Origin of the sequence: Microbulbifer magnicolonia (genome assembly GCF_035117725.1) — a bacterium.
Classification (GTDB): domain Bacteria; phylum Pseudomonadota; class Gammaproteobacteria; order Pseudomonadales; family Cellvibrionaceae; genus Microbulbifer; species Microbulbifer magnicolonia.
This window is the reverse complement of the sequence record NZ_JAYEFD010000002.1, coordinates 792,647-806,905: the sequence shown is the minus strand read 5'-3', so window position 1 is coordinate 806,905 and position 14,259 is coordinate 792,647. Positions and strand designations below refer to the sequence as shown.

Below are 14,259 nucleotides of genomic sequence, written 5' to 3'. Positions count from 1 at the left end.
TCTGTCGGCTAATCTAGGCGATTTACCCGCGCATGGCTACGGGAGGTTTGTGTGAAGGGTCTGATTCAGCGAGTGCGCCACGCGCGCGTGGAGGTGAATGGCGAGTCGGTGGGGGCCATCGACCACGGCCTGCTGTTGCTGCTGGGCGTCGAGGCGCGGGACGACCGCGACAGCGCGGACAAGCTGTTGCACAAGGTGCTGCACTACCGGGTGTTCGGCGACGAGCAGGGGCGCATGAACCTGAACGTGCAGCAGGCCGGCGGCGGCCTGCTGGTGGTGAGCCAGTTCACCCTGGTGGCGGACACCGCCCGCGGACTGCGGCCCAGCTTCAGCCGCGGCGCCACGCCGCAGCAGGCCGAGGAGCTGTACGAGTATTTTGTCGAGCGGGCGCGCGCTCAGTTGACGGCGGTGGCCTGCGGCGTGTTCGCCGCGGACATGCAGGTGTCGCTGCTGAACGACGGGCCCGTGACGTTTTTACTGGAAGCATGAGCGCTGGAGGCCTGATAGCGCGCAGCCAGCTGTTTCAGCTGCTGTTTGCGGGCGTCCTTGTCCAGTTCGCCCAGCCGCTCCGCCGCGTCGTAGAAGGCTTCCCAGCCGCCGCTGTCCAGGTACAGCTGGCGGAAGGCCGGCACCTGCGACTCATATTCGGCCGCCAGCGCCAGGGTGGCGTTGTTGGTCTTCTCGATATAGGCGCGGTAGCGCTCGGGATTGGGCCAGTCCGCGGACAACTGCCGGTAGCAGTAGCGCAGCCGGGCGAGCACGGCGGCCTTCTGCGCGCGCTTTTCCGCATCCGCAATATCCGCATCGTAGATCGGCTCGAGCCGCTTGCGCGTCGCCGTCATCAGGTGCCTGACCGCCAGCGCCTGCGCCCTGGCATCCGCCGAGACGCCGGTCAGCCCCTGGCGGCGGCGCCAGTCCGGCAGCGCGATCTCCGACACCGCGGTGGCGAAACTCTCGTTGAACTGGGTGTCGCCGGAAATATACACGCGGCGGTGGGCCAGTTCGTGAAACAGCAGTCCCGCGAGGCGCTCCGGCGACCAGCTGACGAAACTGGACAGCACCGGGTCGTCGAACCAGCCGAGCGTGCTGTAGGCGGGCACCGGCCCCAGGTAGACGTCGTAGCCCTCGTCCAACAATTCCTGTGCCTTGCCGCGCGCGGCGTCCTTGCGGAAGTAGCCGCGGTAGCTGGCACAGCCGGCGACCGGGTAACACCAGCGCTTCGGTGACAGCGAAAACTCCGGCGCCGCCAGCACATTCCACACCGGGTAGTCGTCACCGAGTTTCACATAGGCGCCATAGGCCCTGCCCACCGGCAGACGCAGCTCGCCGTCCGCATAGGCGCGGATCGACTGCACCAGGCGCAGTTGTTGTTGCAGCTTCTCCTCGGTATCCGGCGCCGCAACCACCGACTCGATCGGCTCCCGCGCGGCCAGAATGCGCCACTGGCCCGTGACCGCCTGGGTGTAATAGCCGGCGGTCTCACAGCCGCACAACATCAGCAGCAAAAATGCCGCTGCGGCAGTCCGTATTTTGGCCGCTGCGATTGGGTTTCCGATGCTGATATACACTCTTATTCCTATGATGGGTTTACACGATTCGCTAGAGGATTAGGGCATGGAGTCGGCAGCCGTTGGTACCGGTATGGCGCCAGTCGCCGCCGTTCTGACAGTTTTCGCGCTGGTCTTCGCCTTCCTCTGCTGGCTGCGCCTGCTGCGTGTCAGCTTTCGCGAAGACCTGCTGCTCGGCATCGTTGCCGTCCTGCTGCCGCCGCTGGCGCTGTTGTTCTTCCTGTGCAGGTGGCCGCAGGAGCGCGAGATGATCCTGCTCGCCGCGGCTTCGCTGGTGTTCATCGGCGCGGCGCTGACGCTCTGAGCACTGCCCGGGACTGCCAACATTCTAGATGCTTCAGGCGGGCCCGGCCGCGATCGGCGCTGCACTTGATCCAGGTCAAGGTAACCGCGCCGCCGGCCCCTAGACTGGCTTCATTCGGTCGTTGTCAAAGTGGAGCCTGTGATGGACGCGTTAATCGATCTGTTTACCAGCCTTTCCGGCCTGCTGAGCCTGGGCATTATCGGCTTCGTCTGCCTGATGGCGGCGTATTTTATCCGCCTGGCCCTGCGCAACATGACACAGGGGCGCTGAGCGACACCCCGGGAAAATGCTGGCGCCGCGCCGCGATTTGCCGGCCAGCGGATAGCGGCGACAGAAGAAGCACTCAGGTGTCAGGTTGCGGGACGCGCGGAATTTTTTCTGCGCGGCGTTTTCCAATAGCCGGTAACCGCTCGATGTACTTTTGCGAGGACAGGCCAGTATGACGCCGTTGAAAGTAGCCGCTCTCACCGCCGGTATTTGCGCGATCTTGTCGACCGTCGCCTGCGAGCAAGAAGCGGGCAAGTTCAGGGCCGAAGTGAAAACGGTCGACTACCGGTGCGAAAACGGCGAGCGGCTGCAGTTGAAATACGTGATTCCGACGAGCGGCGAGCCGAACCTGGCCACACTGAGCTACCGCAACCAGCTGATCCCGATGCACCAGGAACCCGCCGCCTCCGGTGTGCTCTACGTCGCCGACAAGGGACAGCCCGGTTATCGCTGGCATACCAAGGGGGATGAGGGCATTCTCCTGATGCACACGCTGGGTAACGGCGAAGTGAAGACCATCCTGCAGGACTGCCGCTCCGTCACACAAGCGCCGCAAGACTAGTCCGCAGCACAGTCAAACTGTTCGGCACCGGCCCCGCTAAAATAGCCGCGCTGCAGATACTGCACCGCTTGAGAGATTGCCTGCTCATCCCCGGCAATGCTGCCGTGGGTGTGCGGCAATACCAGGAAACTGCACATCCCCTCCAGACGCGCGCTGTCCACCGCAATGCGACCGTCGTCCGCACCCGACAACAGTAGTGAGGCTATCGGGTTATAGGATCGGTTCCCGGCGATAATGCCCAGATCGAACCTGGCCGGTCCCAGCTGTCGGGGCACACTGCCGGCACCGGTACCGAGCTGGCGGCCCGCGGGACCATTGACGTCCTTGATGATGGGGATGCAGCTGAGTATGTCGCCGACGCGGCTGCCGTTATTCGGCGGTGCCATCATCACGACGCGGTTCACCCCCTGCGGCGAATGCTGTTCAAAATAGTGCCGCACCAGCAGGCCGCCGAGGGAGTGGGTGACGAAGTTGACCGGCGCGGCATTCACCCGCGCGCATTGCTCCAGACCCGCCTGCACCGCCTGCTCTGACAGTTCGGCAATGGGCCTTTCCCGCGACGGGTAATCGATATTCACTGTGTAATAGCCGGCGTCGACCAGCTGCCGCTGCAGCGGGCGCATGCTGCGCGAATCTTTGGTGAGGCCGTGCAGCAGAATCACACACTGGGTAGCGGCGCGCGCGGACACGGTGGAAAAGGCAAAAAATAGCATGGAGGCTGCCGCCAGGGGCAGCAGCCCGCGCGGCGTCTGCGCCGCCCTAGGCACTCTCTTCTTGGGGCCGGGATTTGACCCAGCGCCCGAGGATAAGCCCTATCTCGAACAGCAGCCACATGGGCACCGCCAGCAGCGACTGGGAGATCACATCCGGCGGTGTCAGCAGCATGCCGACGACAAAGCAGGCGACGATCACATAGCCGCGCTTCTGGGCCAGCGACTTGGCATCCACCGCGCCGCTCCAGATCAGCAGCAGGGTGGCGATGGGAATCTCGAAGGCAAAGCCGAAGGCGAAGAACAGTTTCAGCACCAGGTCCAGGTAGCGGCTGATATCCGGCATCACCTTGATGTCCGCATGGGCCGAGCTGACGAAGAAATCGAACAGAATGGGGAAGACGACGAAGTAGGCAAATGCCATCCCGGCGTAAAACAGGATGACGCTGGAAATCAGCAGCGGCGCGGCGAAGCGCTTTTCTTTCTGGTACAGACCGGGGGCGATAAAGGCCCACGCCTGATACAACACGAAGGGTATGGCGATAAAAAACGCCAGCACGAATGTCGTCTTGAATGGCGTGAAGAAGGGCGAGGTCACCTCGGTGGCGATCATGCCCGCGCCCTCGACCAACCGCGCCTGCAGCGGCTCGGCGACGAAATCGTAGATATCCGCCGCGAAGGGCACCATGCAGCCAAAGATCACCACCACCACCAGCAGGGTGCGCAGCAGGCGGTCGCGCAGCTCGATCAGGTGGTCGATAAACGGCTGCTGGCTATCTTCGGGCTGCCGGCGCTCGTCGGACTGGCCGCGCTTGTCGCCGGACTGATGGCGTTTTTCCCCAGACTGAAGGCTCTCTTCCGTTTGATCGCTCATATCACTGCATACCTTCGCTCGGGGCAATTAATTGGCTCAGGGCTGTCCATTTTGCTCAGGGCTGTCCATTTCGCTCAGGGCTTTCTATCTCGCTCAGGGCTGTCTATTCGCTCAGGGCTGCTTATCTTTTTCCTGCGGCGACGCTTCTTTTTTAACGGCGTGATCCGGGTGGTCCGGGTTCAGCTCCGGATCGCCGTAGTCGTGCCAGTGCTCCGGGTACTCCGGATCCTGCAGCTCCTCGGCGTCCTCGTCCTGCTCGGGCAGATAGTCGTCCGCATCCGCCGTCGGGTGGCTCGGGTCAAAGGGCTGCTCCGCCGGCGGTGCGGCCTTTTCTTCCGGCGCGCGCGCCTCGGTCTCCACCTCGCTGAAAGCCTGCTCCATTTCCCGGCGGCTCTCCTCCAGCTCGCGCATGATGCGCTCGTTGTGCAGCTCGCGGCGGATTTCATCCGCACCCACTTCCCGCTCCAGCTCCTCGCGCGCATTGTGCAGCGTGCGCTTGATGCTGGACCACCAGCGCGAGGTAGTGCGGACCGCGTCCGGCAGCCGCTCCGGCCCCACCACGAGCAGGGCCACGACGCCGATCAGCAGGAGTTCAAAGAAGCCGATATCAAACACAGGCCAATTCTCGCGCTCTTCGTTGTTGCAGGTTGAGTTGCGGGTTGAGTTGCGGGTTGAGTTGCGGATTGAGTTTCCGGAACAGTGTCGGCAACGGTTGCCGATTACTTGTCCCGGGACTGCTTTTCCTTGTCCTGCACGGATCCCTTCTGCCCCGGCTTCTCGACTTCGTCGTGCTCGAGGCGCTCTGGCTCCTTGTCCGACTCCTTGTCCTTGTCCTCGTCCTTGATCGCCTTTTTGAAACCCTTGATGGCACCGCCCAGATCGCCGCCGAGGTTCTTCAAGCGCTTGGTGCCGAACAGCAGCAGCACGATCACCAGGATAATCAACAGCTGCCAGATACTAATTCCACCGAATCCCATAGTTTTCTCCAGATTGAACGCGGCTTGGGCCGCTCAAAATATCAGTCGTTTTGCGAGCGCGCAGCTTTTTCTTCCAGCCCCGAGAGGCCGAAGCGGCGCCCCAGCTCGCGCAACACGTCCTGTGAATCCGCGCCCAGGTGCGAAAGCATCACCAGGGAGTGAAACCAGAGATCGGCGGTCTCGGCGATCATCGCCTGCCGGTCGCCGCCGCTCTCGACATCCTTGGCGGCGAGGATCACCTCGGTGGCCTCCTCGCCGATTTTTTCCAGAATCTTGTTCAGGCCCTTCTCGTGCAGGCTCGCGACATAGGAACCGCCGGCGTCGCCCTCGAGTTTGCGGCTGGCCAGTACCGCATCCAGTTGCTGCAGCAGGTCACTCATAGCTCGGGAGACTCGTAGATGGCTTCCGGGCTCTTGATCACCGGCTGGGTGGTGGACCACTCATCGCCGGCGAGCGTGCGGTAAAAGCAACTGGCGCGCCCCGTATGGCAGGCGATGCCGCCCTGCTGCTCTACCAGCAGCAACAAGGTGTCGCCGTCGCAGTCGAGGCGAATCTCGCGCACCTGCTGCAGGTGCCCGGAGGACTCGCCCTTGCGCCAGAGTTTGTTGCGCGAGCGCGACCAGTAGACGGCGTAGCCCTCGCTGGCGGTGATCGCCAGTGACTCGCGATTCATCCACGCCATCATCAGTATGCGCCCGGTCTGGACATCCTGCGCGATCGCCGGCACCAGGCCGTCGCTGTTCCAGCTGACCTGGTCGAGGAAACCGGCTTTTGCATCTGCCTTGGTCAATGTCTCTTCCTTCAGACTTTCAATTGTAGGTTGGACTCCTTTATTGAAGCCCAACTGCCGCAGGGTGCCGGCGCGGCCTAGGGCCAGAGCAGCAGCACCAGTGCGGCCGCACCCAGGACCCAGCCGGACGGCGGCAGCTGCGCGAACCAGTCCGGAGCGGCGACCGCGGTGGCGCCGAGGGCCAGCAGCACGCCGGCGATGCGGCGCAGATACTGGCGCCGGCCGCGGCGGTGGCTGCGGGCCAGCTGTTCGCCGATATTCTCCAGCCGCGGCCCCAGTTCGCGCGACTGCTCCAGCGACGAGTAGACCAGCTGCGGCAGCTGCGGAAACTTCTCCAGCCACTCGGGGCCGTAGCGCTTGATCTCGCCGACAATCGTCTTCGGGTGGATGCGCTCGCGCATCCAGCGCTCCAGGAATGGATGGGCAGTCTTCCACAGATCCAGCTGCGGATAAAGCTGCCGGCCCAGCCCCTCGATATTGAGCAGCGTCTTCTGCAGCAGCACCAGCTGCGGCTGCACCGCCATATCGAAGCGTCGCGCCGTCTGGAACAGGCTGATCAGCACGCGGGCGAAGGAGATTTCGCCGAGCGGCTTCTCGAAGATGGGTTCGCACACGGCGCGGATCGCCGCCTCGAAGGTGTTCACCGGCGTGTCGGGCCGAACCCAGCCGCTCTGCACATGCAGCTCGGCCACCATGCGGTAGTCGCGGCGGAACATGGCCAGCAGGTTGCGCGCCAGATAGTACTGGTCCTCCCGCGACAGGCTGCCGACGATGGCCGTGTCGATGGCGATGTACTGGGGCCGGCGGGGATGCTTGCGCGACACGAAGATATTGCCCGGGTGCATGTCGGCGTGGAAGAAGTTGTGCTCAAACACCTGCTTGAAGAAGATCTCCACGCCGCGCTCGGCGAGCAGCTTCATGTCGGTGTCCTGGGCGAGCAGCTCGCGCACGTCGGTGACCGGGATGCCGTGGATGCGCTCCAGCACCAGCACGTTTTCGCGCGTGTAGTCCCAGTACACCTCGGGGATATACAGCAGCGGCGAGTTGGAGAAATTGCGCTTCAGCTGCGTGCCGTTGGCGGCCTCGCGCACCAGGTCCAGCTCGCCCTCGATGGTGTGGCGGTAGTCCTCGACCACCTCCACCGGGCGCAGGCGGCGCCCGTCCGGCACCCAGCGCTCTATCCAGCGGGCGATCACGCTCAGAAGGCGCAGGTCCTGTTCGATGACCCTGTCGATACCCGGGCGCAATACCTTGACCACCACCGATGCGCCGGACGGCAACACGGCGCCGTGCACCTGCGCCACCGACGCCGAGGCGAGCGGCTGCCGCTCGAATTCGAGGAACAGCTCGTCGACGCTGGCGCCCAGCGCCGCCTCGATCAGCGCTATACAGTGCTCGCTGGGGAAGGGCGGCACATTGTCCTGCAGGTGGTCCAGCTCCTCGACGATATCCGGCGGCAGCAGGTCCGGGCGGGTCGACAGCAGCTGGCCGAACTTGACGAAGATCGGCCCCAGTTCTTCCAGCGCGCGGCGCAGCCGCTCGCCGCGGCCCATCTGCGGCGGCGGCACCAGCTTGAGCGGGCTCAGCAATCCGCGCAGCCACAGCGGCCGGCGCGCGGCCGGCAGCAGCTGGTCGAGGCGGTAGCGCAGGAAGACCCGCGCGATGGTGAAACTGCGTGCGACCGGCAAGGCTATTCCGCCCCCCGCCGCGAGAAGTTTTCCCCGGATGCGCGCAGCCGCGCCTTCAGCAGCTGTACTCGCGCCTCCAGGCGCTCGGTGGCCAGGGACAGGTCCGCCAGGTCCTCGACAAAGGCCTCGAACTGCGCCTGCGGCGGCGTCAGGCGCCACTCCTCGCTGACGGCCTCGGCCGCCGCTCTGGGCGCGCGGCGCAGATTGCCGCTCAGCCAGCGGGAGGCGTCGCGCAGCAGGTTGCCGACGGTGTGCGCCGGCATATCGCCAACCAATTGCGCGAACGGCGCCTCCCAGTCGATATCCAGGTCGCGCATGATCGACTGCAGTTCCGCCAGCAGCGCGCTGGAGCCGCTGACGCTCACGTCCAGCTGCGCCGGCGTCGCGGCGGGATCCCGCAGCAGGCGCACGAAGGCGATGGCCGAGCCGGTCAGGCGGGTCGAGACCTCCCCCTCCCAGTGGCCGCGGACCCGCACCTGATCGCCCTCGATGCACAGGCAGAACTGCAGCGGTGGCGCGGTCAGGTTCAGCTCCAGCGCCTTGCCGTCGAGCCTCTGCAGGCGCGCGCGGGTGCCGGGGTCGTATTTCAGCGCGGTGTTGATCGCGGTTTCCAGCGCGGCGTCGAAGCCGGCGCGAAAAGTGGGGTCAGTCATAACGTGGTCGCAATAGAAATGAGGTCTGTGTGAGAACCTGCCCTGCAGGCGATCGCGGGCAGGGCCCGCTCCCGCAGGGGCGCTGCTCGCGTCAGGGCTTCAGACCCTTGTGCAGCGCGACTATGCCGCCGGTCATGTTGTGGAACTCGCAGTCCACGAAACCGGCGTCCACCATCATCTGCTTCAGGGTCTCCTGGTCCGGGTGCATGCGGATGCTCTCGGCCAGGTAGCGGTAGCTGTCGGCGTCGTTGGCCACCAGTTTGCCCATGAAGGGCAGCAGGCGGAAGGAGTACTGGTCGTAGACCTTCTCCAGCAGCCTGGACTGGGGCTTGGAGAATTCCAGCACCAGCAGGCGGCCGCCGGGCTTCAGCACCCGCAGCATGGAGCGCAGCGCCAGGTCCTTGTCGGTGACATTGCGCAGGCCGAAGGCGATGGTGATGCAGTCGAAGGTGTTGTCGGGGAAGGGCAGATACTGGGCGTCGGCCTGCACCGGCACCACATTGCCGGCGATGCCGCGGTCCAGCAGGCGATCGCGGCCGACTCTCAGCATGGACTCGTTGATATCCGCCAGCACCACCTGCCCCTTGGGGCCGACGATGCGCGAGAAGCGCGCGGTCAGGTCGCCGGTGCCGCCGGCGATATCCAGGATCGTCTGGCCCGGGCGCGCGCCGGAAAGCTCGATGGTGAAGCGCTTCCACAGGCGGTGAATACCGCCGGACATCAAGTCGTTCATCACATCGTAGCGCGCCGCCACCGAGTGGAAGACATCCGCCACGCGGCCGGCCTTCTCCTCCACCGGGACCTCTTGATAGCCGAAGTGGGTGGTCTTGCGATCCTTCATGCTGTGCCTGCTGAGCCCCGATCGAGCCCCTGTCTGGTCAAATTTGAGGGGCGCCATTGTACATCGCCGGCGCCCTGCGGGCACCGCCCTTGGCGATAAACCCGGCCAACCTGGCGGCCAGGCGAATGGATACACGCGGCACTCACTAGACTTTATTGGGAGCGGTGAGCGGAACGGGAACATGGCCTATCGACTGAAACGCAAGAAATCCGTGGCAGATGGCCTGCGCGACACGGCGCACAGAGAGGTCTCCGGTGCGCTGGCGGACCTGGAGGAACTGCCCGAGGAAGAGGCAGTGCATGAACTGCGCAAACACTGCAAGAAGATGCGCGCACTGCTGCGCCTGGTACGCGCAGACATCGACGACCTCTACCGCTACGAAAACGCCCACTACCCCACCCTGGCTAACAGCCTGGCCGGCAGCCGCGACGCCGTCTCCATGCGCGACGCCTTCCTGAAGCTAGCCAATCAGAATCGCTATCCGCAGATACTGGAGTTCCTCAAGGAGCGCGCCCAGGGCCATCGGGATCCAAGCGCGCTCGAGGACACCAGGACACTGCTGCAGCGGGGCGGGGAGCGCATAGACGACTGGCCGGTGGACCATTTGAAATGGAAGCACGCGCGCAAAGGCTACAAAAACTATTACCGGCGGGCCTTCAAGGCGATGAACACGGCCTTTGCCGAGGAGGACGCGGCCAGCTATCACGAGTTCCGCAAGCGGGTGAAGGACCACTGGTATCACAGCCGCCTGCTGGAGAAAAAATACAAAGACTGGGCCAAACCGCGCCGCAAGCCGCTGAAAGAACTCGCCCAGGCCCTCGGCGACTGGCGCGACCTGCGCCTGCTGTGCAGCCTGCTGAGCGAGCATGGCGATTTGTTTTCCGGCGAGCTGATCCCGCTGCTGGACACCGCCAACGAGCGGCTCGACGAGTTGCACCTGAAGATCGAGCGCCTGAGTCGCAAGCTGTTCAAGACAAGGAAATTTGCCTTCGACGCCGAGTCATAGCGAGTCCGCAGCCCCTCTCACCATAACCGCAGGATAATTTCCGCGACGGGGGCGATTTCTTTGGCATAATCGGTGTCGGACATTTCTCAGAGCAAGGGAGACGCTGCCATCATGCTGGACTGGCTCAACGCACACATCGCCTATTGGCACTGGCTGGTACTCGGCCTGCTGCTGGTCACCGCGGAAATTTTCGTTTCCGGTTTCGTTCTCTTCTGGTTCGGCCTCGCCGCGCTGCTGATGGGTGTGCTGACCCTGGCCGTGGACATGCCCATCACCCTGCAACTGATTCTCTGGGCCGCCGCCTCCATCGCGTTCGTGGTGATCTGGGTCAAGAGCATCAAGCCTCGCTGGAAGGACCGCAGCCTGTCCGGCATGGCGGCCGAGGCGCTGACCGGCCAGGTGGGGCTGGTACTCGAATCCAACGCGGGCCGCAGCCGCGGCAAGCTGAAATTCCCCGCGCCCATTCTCGGCGAGGAGGAGTGGCTGTTTATCTGCACCGAAGAAGTCGCGATCGGCGAGCGGGTGAAGGTGACGGATATTTCCGGCAACTCGCTGATCGTCACTCGCATCTGATTGATGGCCAGCACCTCGTTATCCCTTACCCCCGCAACTCAATCCACGCACAAAACAGTCCCCTCTCCCCCGGGGAGAGGGTTAGGGAGAGGGGCCCGCGCAAGTGGGGAGCAGAACAACTAAGGCACTTTTTAATAACTTCTGGAAGGAAAAAATAGCAGTGGAAGGTTTATACGTAGTCTTGGCGCTGGTCGCGCTGGTAGTCATCACCATCGCCAAGGGCGTGCGCATAGTGCCGCAGGGCTCCAAGCACATAGTGCAGCGCCTGGGCAAATACCACAAAACCCTGCCGCCGGGCATGAACGTGGTCATCCCCTATATCGACCAGATTCCCTACAAGGTCACCACCAAGGACATAGTGCTGGATATCCCCTCCCAGGAGGTGATCACCGAGGACAACGCCACCATCATTGCCAACGCGGTGGCCTACATCAATATCGTCTCGCCGGAAAAGGCCGTCTACGGCGTCGAGGACTATGAAATTGCGATCCAGAACCTGGTGCAGACAGCGCTGCGCTCCATCGTCGGCGAGATGTCCCTCGACTCGGCGCTGTCGTCCCGCGACCTGATCAAGGCGAAATTAAAAGAGGGCATCTCCGACGATATCGCCGACTGGGGCATCAACCTGAAGACCGTCGAGATCCAGGACATCAACCCGTCGCCGACCATGCAGAAGGCGATGGAAGAGCAGGCCGCCGCCGAACGCCAGCGCCGCGCCACAGTGACCCGCGCCGAGGGCGAAAAGCAGGCCGCAATTTTAGAGGCAGACGGCCGCCTGGAAGCCTCCAAGCGCGACGCCAAGGCCCAGGTGGTGCTGGCCGATGCCAGCCGCGAGGCCATCGAGCGTGTGTCATCGGCCATCGGCGACAAGGAGATGCCGGTCATGTACCTGTTGGGTGAGCGCTATATCGAGGCGCTGTCGGAGCTGTCCCGGTCTGATAATGCCAAGAATGTGATCTTGCCGGCGGATCTGCCGCAGGCGGTTAAGGGATTGTTAAACCGGTAACTAAGATATAGCCGGAGCTACTACAGTCTTATCAATTCAGGAGAGATTGGTGCCAATAGGTAAAAGGATAGCACTGTTAATTGATTGTGATAACGTGAGTCACAACTCAATTGAGGGCGTTTTAGAGGAATTAGCCAAGTACGGAATGGTCAATGTTCGACATGCTCATGGTGACTGGAATAATCCTTCACTATCGGGCTGGATTGAACGATTGCATCCCCATGCCATACGGCCAATGCAGCAATTTGCGTACACCAAAGGAAAAAATGCCACCGATTCCGCAATGATCATCGATGCGATGGATTTACTATATAGCAAGAATGTCGATGCATTTGCTCTAATGACAAGTGATAGTGATTTTACCCCACTCGTACTCAGAATGCTGGAGAGTGGCTTTATGGTCTATGGTTTTGGTGAGAAAAAGACACCGAAACCATTTGTTGATGCATGCTCAACTTTTATCTATACCGAAAACTTAATTAATCAGGACGAACAAAAATCTATTGACACTATACGAACAAAGAAGAAAGGCAGAAATGAATTGCGTGGTGATACTTCATTAGTAAGATTATTAAGAACTGCTGTAGAGCAAACTTCAGAAGATGACGAATGGGCTCATATGAGTAAAGTCGGCCACTATATTTCGAATAACAGTTCGTTCTCCGCCATAAACTATGGATATAAGAAATTAGGAGACTTAATAAGAGCAACCGAATTATTTGAGATTGAAATGAGAAACGATGGCTCCGCGATGTTTATTAAAGATGCTCGAAAATAAATTTATAGAAAGACGCTTAAATTGCTGTGCATGCACATGCCTCACCGAACAATTAGCTTCAAATTATTGCTCTGATCCCCTAATTCAAACGGAATCAGAGACAAGTCTGTACCCGCAGCTCATCTAGCTGTCTCGTCCAATTGCCTTTACCCGTTGATAGCTAGCATGGTTTTTATCCGTTTCCAATAGGAAATTCCCCGCCGCTTACCTACAATGCCCCGCTATTCCCCCAAATGAGTGCCTGTTTTGACAACACCCGACACCGACCACCCCCGCGATTTCCAGTCCCTACCACTGCAGCAGCCCCTGCTGAAAAACCTGCAGGACCTCGGCTACGAGCGTCTTACAGAAATCCAGGCTGCCGCGCTGCCGGCGATTGTGGCGGGCAGGGATGTCATCGGGCAGGCCAAGACCGGCTCGGGCAAGACCGTCGCTTTTGGCCTGGGTGTGCTGCACAAGCTGCAGACTGACCGGTTTCGGGTGCAGGCGCTGGTGCTGTGCCCTACCCGGGAGCTGGCGGACCAGGTGGCGCGGGAGCTGCGCAAGCTGGCGCGGGCGATTCACAACATCAAGATCCTGACGCTGTGCGGCGGTATGCCGTTCGGGCCGCAGGTCGGCTCGCTCAAGCACGGTGCGCATATCGTGGTGGGGACACCGGGCCGCATCGAGGATCACCTGCGCAAGGGCAATCTCGACCTGGGCGGGGTGGAGACGCTGGTACTGGACGAGGCGGACCGGATGCTGGATATGGGCTTCCAGGCGGTGCTGGACCAGATTCTGGCGGAGTTGCCGCGGGAGCGGCAGACACTGCTGTTTTCCGCCACCTACCCGAACACCATCGACGCACTGGCAACCCGGGTAATGCACAACCCGGTCAAGGTGGAAGTGACCACGGCGCACACCCAGGGCACGATCGAGCAGAATTTTTATCAAGTGGAAAACAACGAGCAGCGGCCCGCGGCGCTGTACCAGTTGCTGGCCAGTCATGACGTGTCATCGGCGGTGATTTTCTGCAACACCAAAAAGGAAACCGATGAGGCGGCCCAGGCGCTGAAGCGCGCCGGCTTTGCCGCGCTTGCGCTGCACGGCGACATGGAGCAGAAGGACCGCGATCGCACCCTGGCACTGTTTGCCAACGGCAGCGCCTCTATCCTGGTGGCGACGGACGTGGCTGCGCGCGGGCTGGATATCGAGGAGCTGCCGATGGTGGTGAACTACCACCTCTCCCGCGATCCGGAGGTCCATGTGCACCGTATCGGCCGCACCGGGCGGGCCGGGCAGAAGGGCCTGGCGCTGACACTGGTCAGCAAGAAAGAGATCTACAAAATCGAGCGGCTGGAAGAACTGCTGCAGCAGCCGATCACGCTGCAGGAGATCCCGCCGCTGCCCAGGGGATTTGCGCCGTCCCGACCGCGGATGTCCACGCTGCAGATCGACGGTGGCAAGAAGCAGAAAGTGCGTGCCGGCGATGTGGTCGGCGCCCTGACCGGCGATGGCGGCATCGACGGATCACAGATCGGCAAGATCCAGCTTTTCGACTTCTCGACCTTTGTCGCGGTGGAGCGCGCGGTGGCGAAAAAAGCCCTGGGCAAGCTTGCCGATGGCAAAATAAAGGGCCGCAAGTTCCGCGCGCGCATTGTGGGTGTCTGAGCGTTCTAGGCT

Annotated in this window: 19 protein-coding genes; 9 read left to right on the top strand and 10 right to left on the bottom strand. The window is 62.2% G+C overall.

All coding sequences use genetic code 11. The features are described from left to right. Positions 1–51 precede the first annotated feature (51 nt). Entirely contained in the window at positions 52–489 is a 438-nt protein-coding gene (gene dtd, locus RRF64_RS12855; RefSeq protein ID WP_323846289.1) for a D-aminoacyl-tRNA deacylase, read from the top strand. Here dtd and RRF64_RS12850 read toward each other — a convergent pair. Continuing rightward, positions 396–1,496 (bottom strand): aminopeptidase, encoded by a 1,101-nt coding sequence (locus tag RRF64_RS12850; RefSeq protein ID WP_323846699.1) that lies wholly within the window; start codon positions 1,494–1,496, stop codon positions 396–398. The two genes, dtd and RRF64_RS12850, sit on opposite strands and share 94 nt — an antisense overlap. A 118-nt stretch (positions 1,497–1,614) precedes the next feature. On the opposite strand from RRF64_RS12850, the gene RRF64_RS12845 reads away from it, so the two are divergent. The 3 genes from RRF64_RS12845 to RRF64_RS12835 all read left to right on the top strand — a co-directional run bounded on the left by RRF64_RS12845 (position 1,615) and on the right by RRF64_RS12835 (position 2,701). After that, positions 1,615–1,872 carry a hypothetical protein gene (locus RRF64_RS12845; RefSeq protein ID WP_323846288.1) on the top strand — a complete coding sequence of 86 codons (258 nt, stop codon included), beginning with the start codon at positions 1,615–1,617 and terminating at the stop codon, positions 1,870–1,872. A 141-nt stretch (positions 1,873–2,013) separates the two neighbouring features. Next, positions 2,014–2,142 (top strand): DUF3149 domain-containing protein, encoded by a 129-nt coding sequence (locus RRF64_RS12840; RefSeq protein WP_323846287.1) that lies wholly within the window; start codon positions 2,014–2,016, stop codon positions 2,140–2,142. A gap of 169 nt (positions 2,143–2,311) precedes the next feature. Beyond that, positions 2,312–2,701: an MliC family protein gene (locus RRF64_RS12835; RefSeq protein ID WP_323846286.1), complete on the top strand. Its 390-nt coding sequence runs from the start codon at positions 2,312–2,314 to the stop codon at positions 2,699–2,701. Here the strand turns inward: RRF64_RS12835 and RRF64_RS12830 are convergent. From RRF64_RS12830 to ubiE, 9 genes are all read right to left on the bottom strand, one after another. Then, positions 2,698–3,414 (bottom strand): esterase/lipase family protein, encoded by a 717-nt coding sequence (locus RRF64_RS12830; RefSeq protein ID WP_323846285.1) that lies wholly within the window; start codon positions 3,412–3,414, stop codon positions 2,698–2,700. The two genes, RRF64_RS12835 and RRF64_RS12830, sit on opposite strands and share 4 nt — an antisense overlap. A 46-nt stretch (positions 3,415–3,460) precedes the next feature. Further along, a complete protein-coding gene (gene tatC / locus RRF64_RS12825) occupies positions 3,461–4,285 on the bottom strand; it encodes a twin-arginine translocase subunit TatC (RefSeq protein WP_323846284.1) in 825 nt (274 codons plus the stop codon). A 111-nt stretch (positions 4,286–4,396) separates the two neighbouring features. After that, positions 4,397–4,900: a Sec-independent protein translocase protein TatB gene (gene tatB, locus RRF64_RS12820; RefSeq protein ID WP_323846283.1), complete on the bottom strand. Its 504-nt coding sequence runs from the start codon at positions 4,898–4,900 to the stop codon at positions 4,397–4,399. Between the two features lie 104 nt (positions 4,901–5,004). Next, positions 5,005–5,262, bottom strand: a complete 258-nt coding sequence (gene tatA, locus RRF64_RS12815; protein WP_323846282.1) for a Sec-independent protein translocase subunit TatA — start codon at positions 5,260–5,262, stop codon at positions 5,005–5,007. Between the two features lie 41 nt (positions 5,263–5,303). Next, complete coding sequence (locus RRF64_RS12810; RefSeq protein WP_323846281.1) at positions 5,304–5,642, bottom strand: phosphoribosyl-ATP diphosphatase; 339 nt, start codon at positions 5,640–5,642, stop codon at positions 5,304–5,306. After that, positions 5,639–6,052, bottom strand: coding sequence for a phosphoribosyl-AMP cyclohydrolase (gene hisI, locus RRF64_RS12805; protein WP_323846280.1), 414 nt, complete (start codon positions 6,050–6,052; stop codon positions 5,639–5,641). Before hisI ends, RRF64_RS12810 begins: the two co-directional genes overlap by 4 nt. Positions 6,053–6,129: 77 nt before the next feature. Continuing rightward, a complete protein-coding gene (gene ubiB / locus RRF64_RS12800; RefSeq protein WP_323846279.1) occupies positions 6,130–7,740 on the bottom strand; it encodes a ubiquinone biosynthesis regulatory protein kinase UbiB in 1,611 nt (536 codons plus the stop codon). Positions 7,741–7,742: 2 nt separating this feature from the next. Then, positions 7,743–8,393 (bottom strand): ubiquinone biosynthesis accessory factor UbiJ, encoded by a 651-nt coding sequence (locus tag RRF64_RS12795; RefSeq protein ID WP_323846278.1) that lies wholly within the window; start codon positions 8,391–8,393, stop codon positions 7,743–7,745. Between the two features lie 91 nt (positions 8,394–8,484). After that, entirely contained in the window at positions 8,485–9,234 is a 750-nt protein-coding gene (ubiE, locus tag RRF64_RS12790) for a bifunctional demethylmenaquinone methyltransferase/2-methoxy-6-polyprenyl-1,4-benzoquinol methylase UbiE (RefSeq protein ID WP_323846277.1), read from the bottom strand. A 181-nt stretch (positions 9,235–9,415) separates the two neighbouring features. Here ubiE and RRF64_RS12785 point away from each other — a divergent pair, with 181 nt between their 5' ends. The 5 genes from RRF64_RS12785 to dbpA all read left to right on the top strand — a co-directional run bounded on the left by RRF64_RS12785 (position 9,416) and on the right by dbpA (position 14,247). Continuing rightward, entirely contained in the window at positions 9,416–10,240 is an 825-nt protein-coding gene (locus RRF64_RS12785; RefSeq protein WP_323846276.1) for a CHAD domain-containing protein, read from the top strand. A 72-nt stretch (positions 10,241–10,312) separates the two neighbouring features. Next, on the top strand, positions 10,313–10,813 hold the full coding sequence (locus RRF64_RS12780) for an NfeD family protein (protein WP_323846275.1): 501 nt from the start codon (positions 10,313–10,315) through the stop codon (positions 10,811–10,813). A gap of 160 nt (positions 10,814–10,973) precedes the next feature. Next, positions 10,974–11,819, top strand: a complete 846-nt coding sequence (locus RRF64_RS12775) for an SPFH domain-containing protein (protein WP_323846274.1) — start codon at positions 10,974–10,976, stop codon at positions 11,817–11,819. A gap of 49 nt (positions 11,820–11,868) precedes the next feature. Next, complete coding sequence (locus RRF64_RS12770) at positions 11,869–12,597, top strand: NYN domain-containing protein (RefSeq protein WP_323846273.1); 729 nt, start codon at positions 11,869–11,871, stop codon at positions 12,595–12,597. Positions 12,598–12,843: 246 nt separating this feature from the next. After that, positions 12,844–14,247 carry an ATP-dependent RNA helicase DbpA gene (dbpA, locus tag RRF64_RS12765; RefSeq protein WP_323846272.1) on the top strand — a complete coding sequence of 468 codons (1,404 nt, stop codon included), beginning with the start codon at positions 12,844–12,846 and terminating at the stop codon, positions 14,245–14,247. Positions 14,248–14,259: the final 12 nt, after the last annotated feature.

Coding starts and splice junctions, on each gene's coding strand:
- RRF64_RS12850 (WP_323846699.1), bottom strand. CDS start 1,496: ATGTTGTGCGGCTGTGAGACCGCCGGCTATTACACCCAGGCGGTCACG.
- RRF64_RS12845 (WP_323846288.1), top strand. CDS start 1,615: ATGGAGTCGGCAGCCGTTGGTACCGGTATGGCGCCAGTCGCCGCCGTT.
- RRF64_RS12840 (WP_323846287.1), top strand. CDS start 2,014: ATGGACGCGTTAATCGATCTGTTTACCAGCCTTTCCGGCCTGCTGAGC.
- RRF64_RS12835 (WP_323846286.1), top strand. CDS start 2,312: ATGACGCCGTTGAAAGTAGCCGCTCTCACCGCCGGTATTTGCGCGATC.
- RRF64_RS12830 (WP_323846285.1), bottom strand. CDS start 3,414: ATGCTATTTTTTGCCTTTTCCACCGTGTCCGCGCGCGCCGCTACCCAG.
- tatC (WP_323846284.1), bottom strand. CDS start 4,285: ATGAGCGATCAAACGGAAGAGAGCCTTCAGTCTGGGGAAAAACGCCAT.
- tatA (WP_323846282.1), bottom strand. CDS start 5,262: ATGGGATTCGGTGGAATTAGTATCTGGCAGCTGTTGATTATCCTGGTG.
- RRF64_RS12810 (WP_323846281.1), bottom strand. CDS start 5,642: ATGAGTGACCTGCTGCAGCAACTGGATGCGGTACTGGCCAGCCGCAAA.
- RRF64_RS12795 (WP_323846278.1), bottom strand. CDS start 8,393: ATGACTGACCCCACTTTTCGCGCCGGCTTCGACGCCGCGCTGGAAACC.
- ubiE (WP_323846277.1), bottom strand. CDS start 9,234: ATGAAGGATCGCAAGACCACCCACTTCGGCTATCAAGAGGTCCCGGTG.
- RRF64_RS12785 (WP_323846276.1), top strand. CDS start 9,416: ATGGCCTATCGACTGAAACGCAAGAAATCCGTGGCAGATGGCCTGCGC.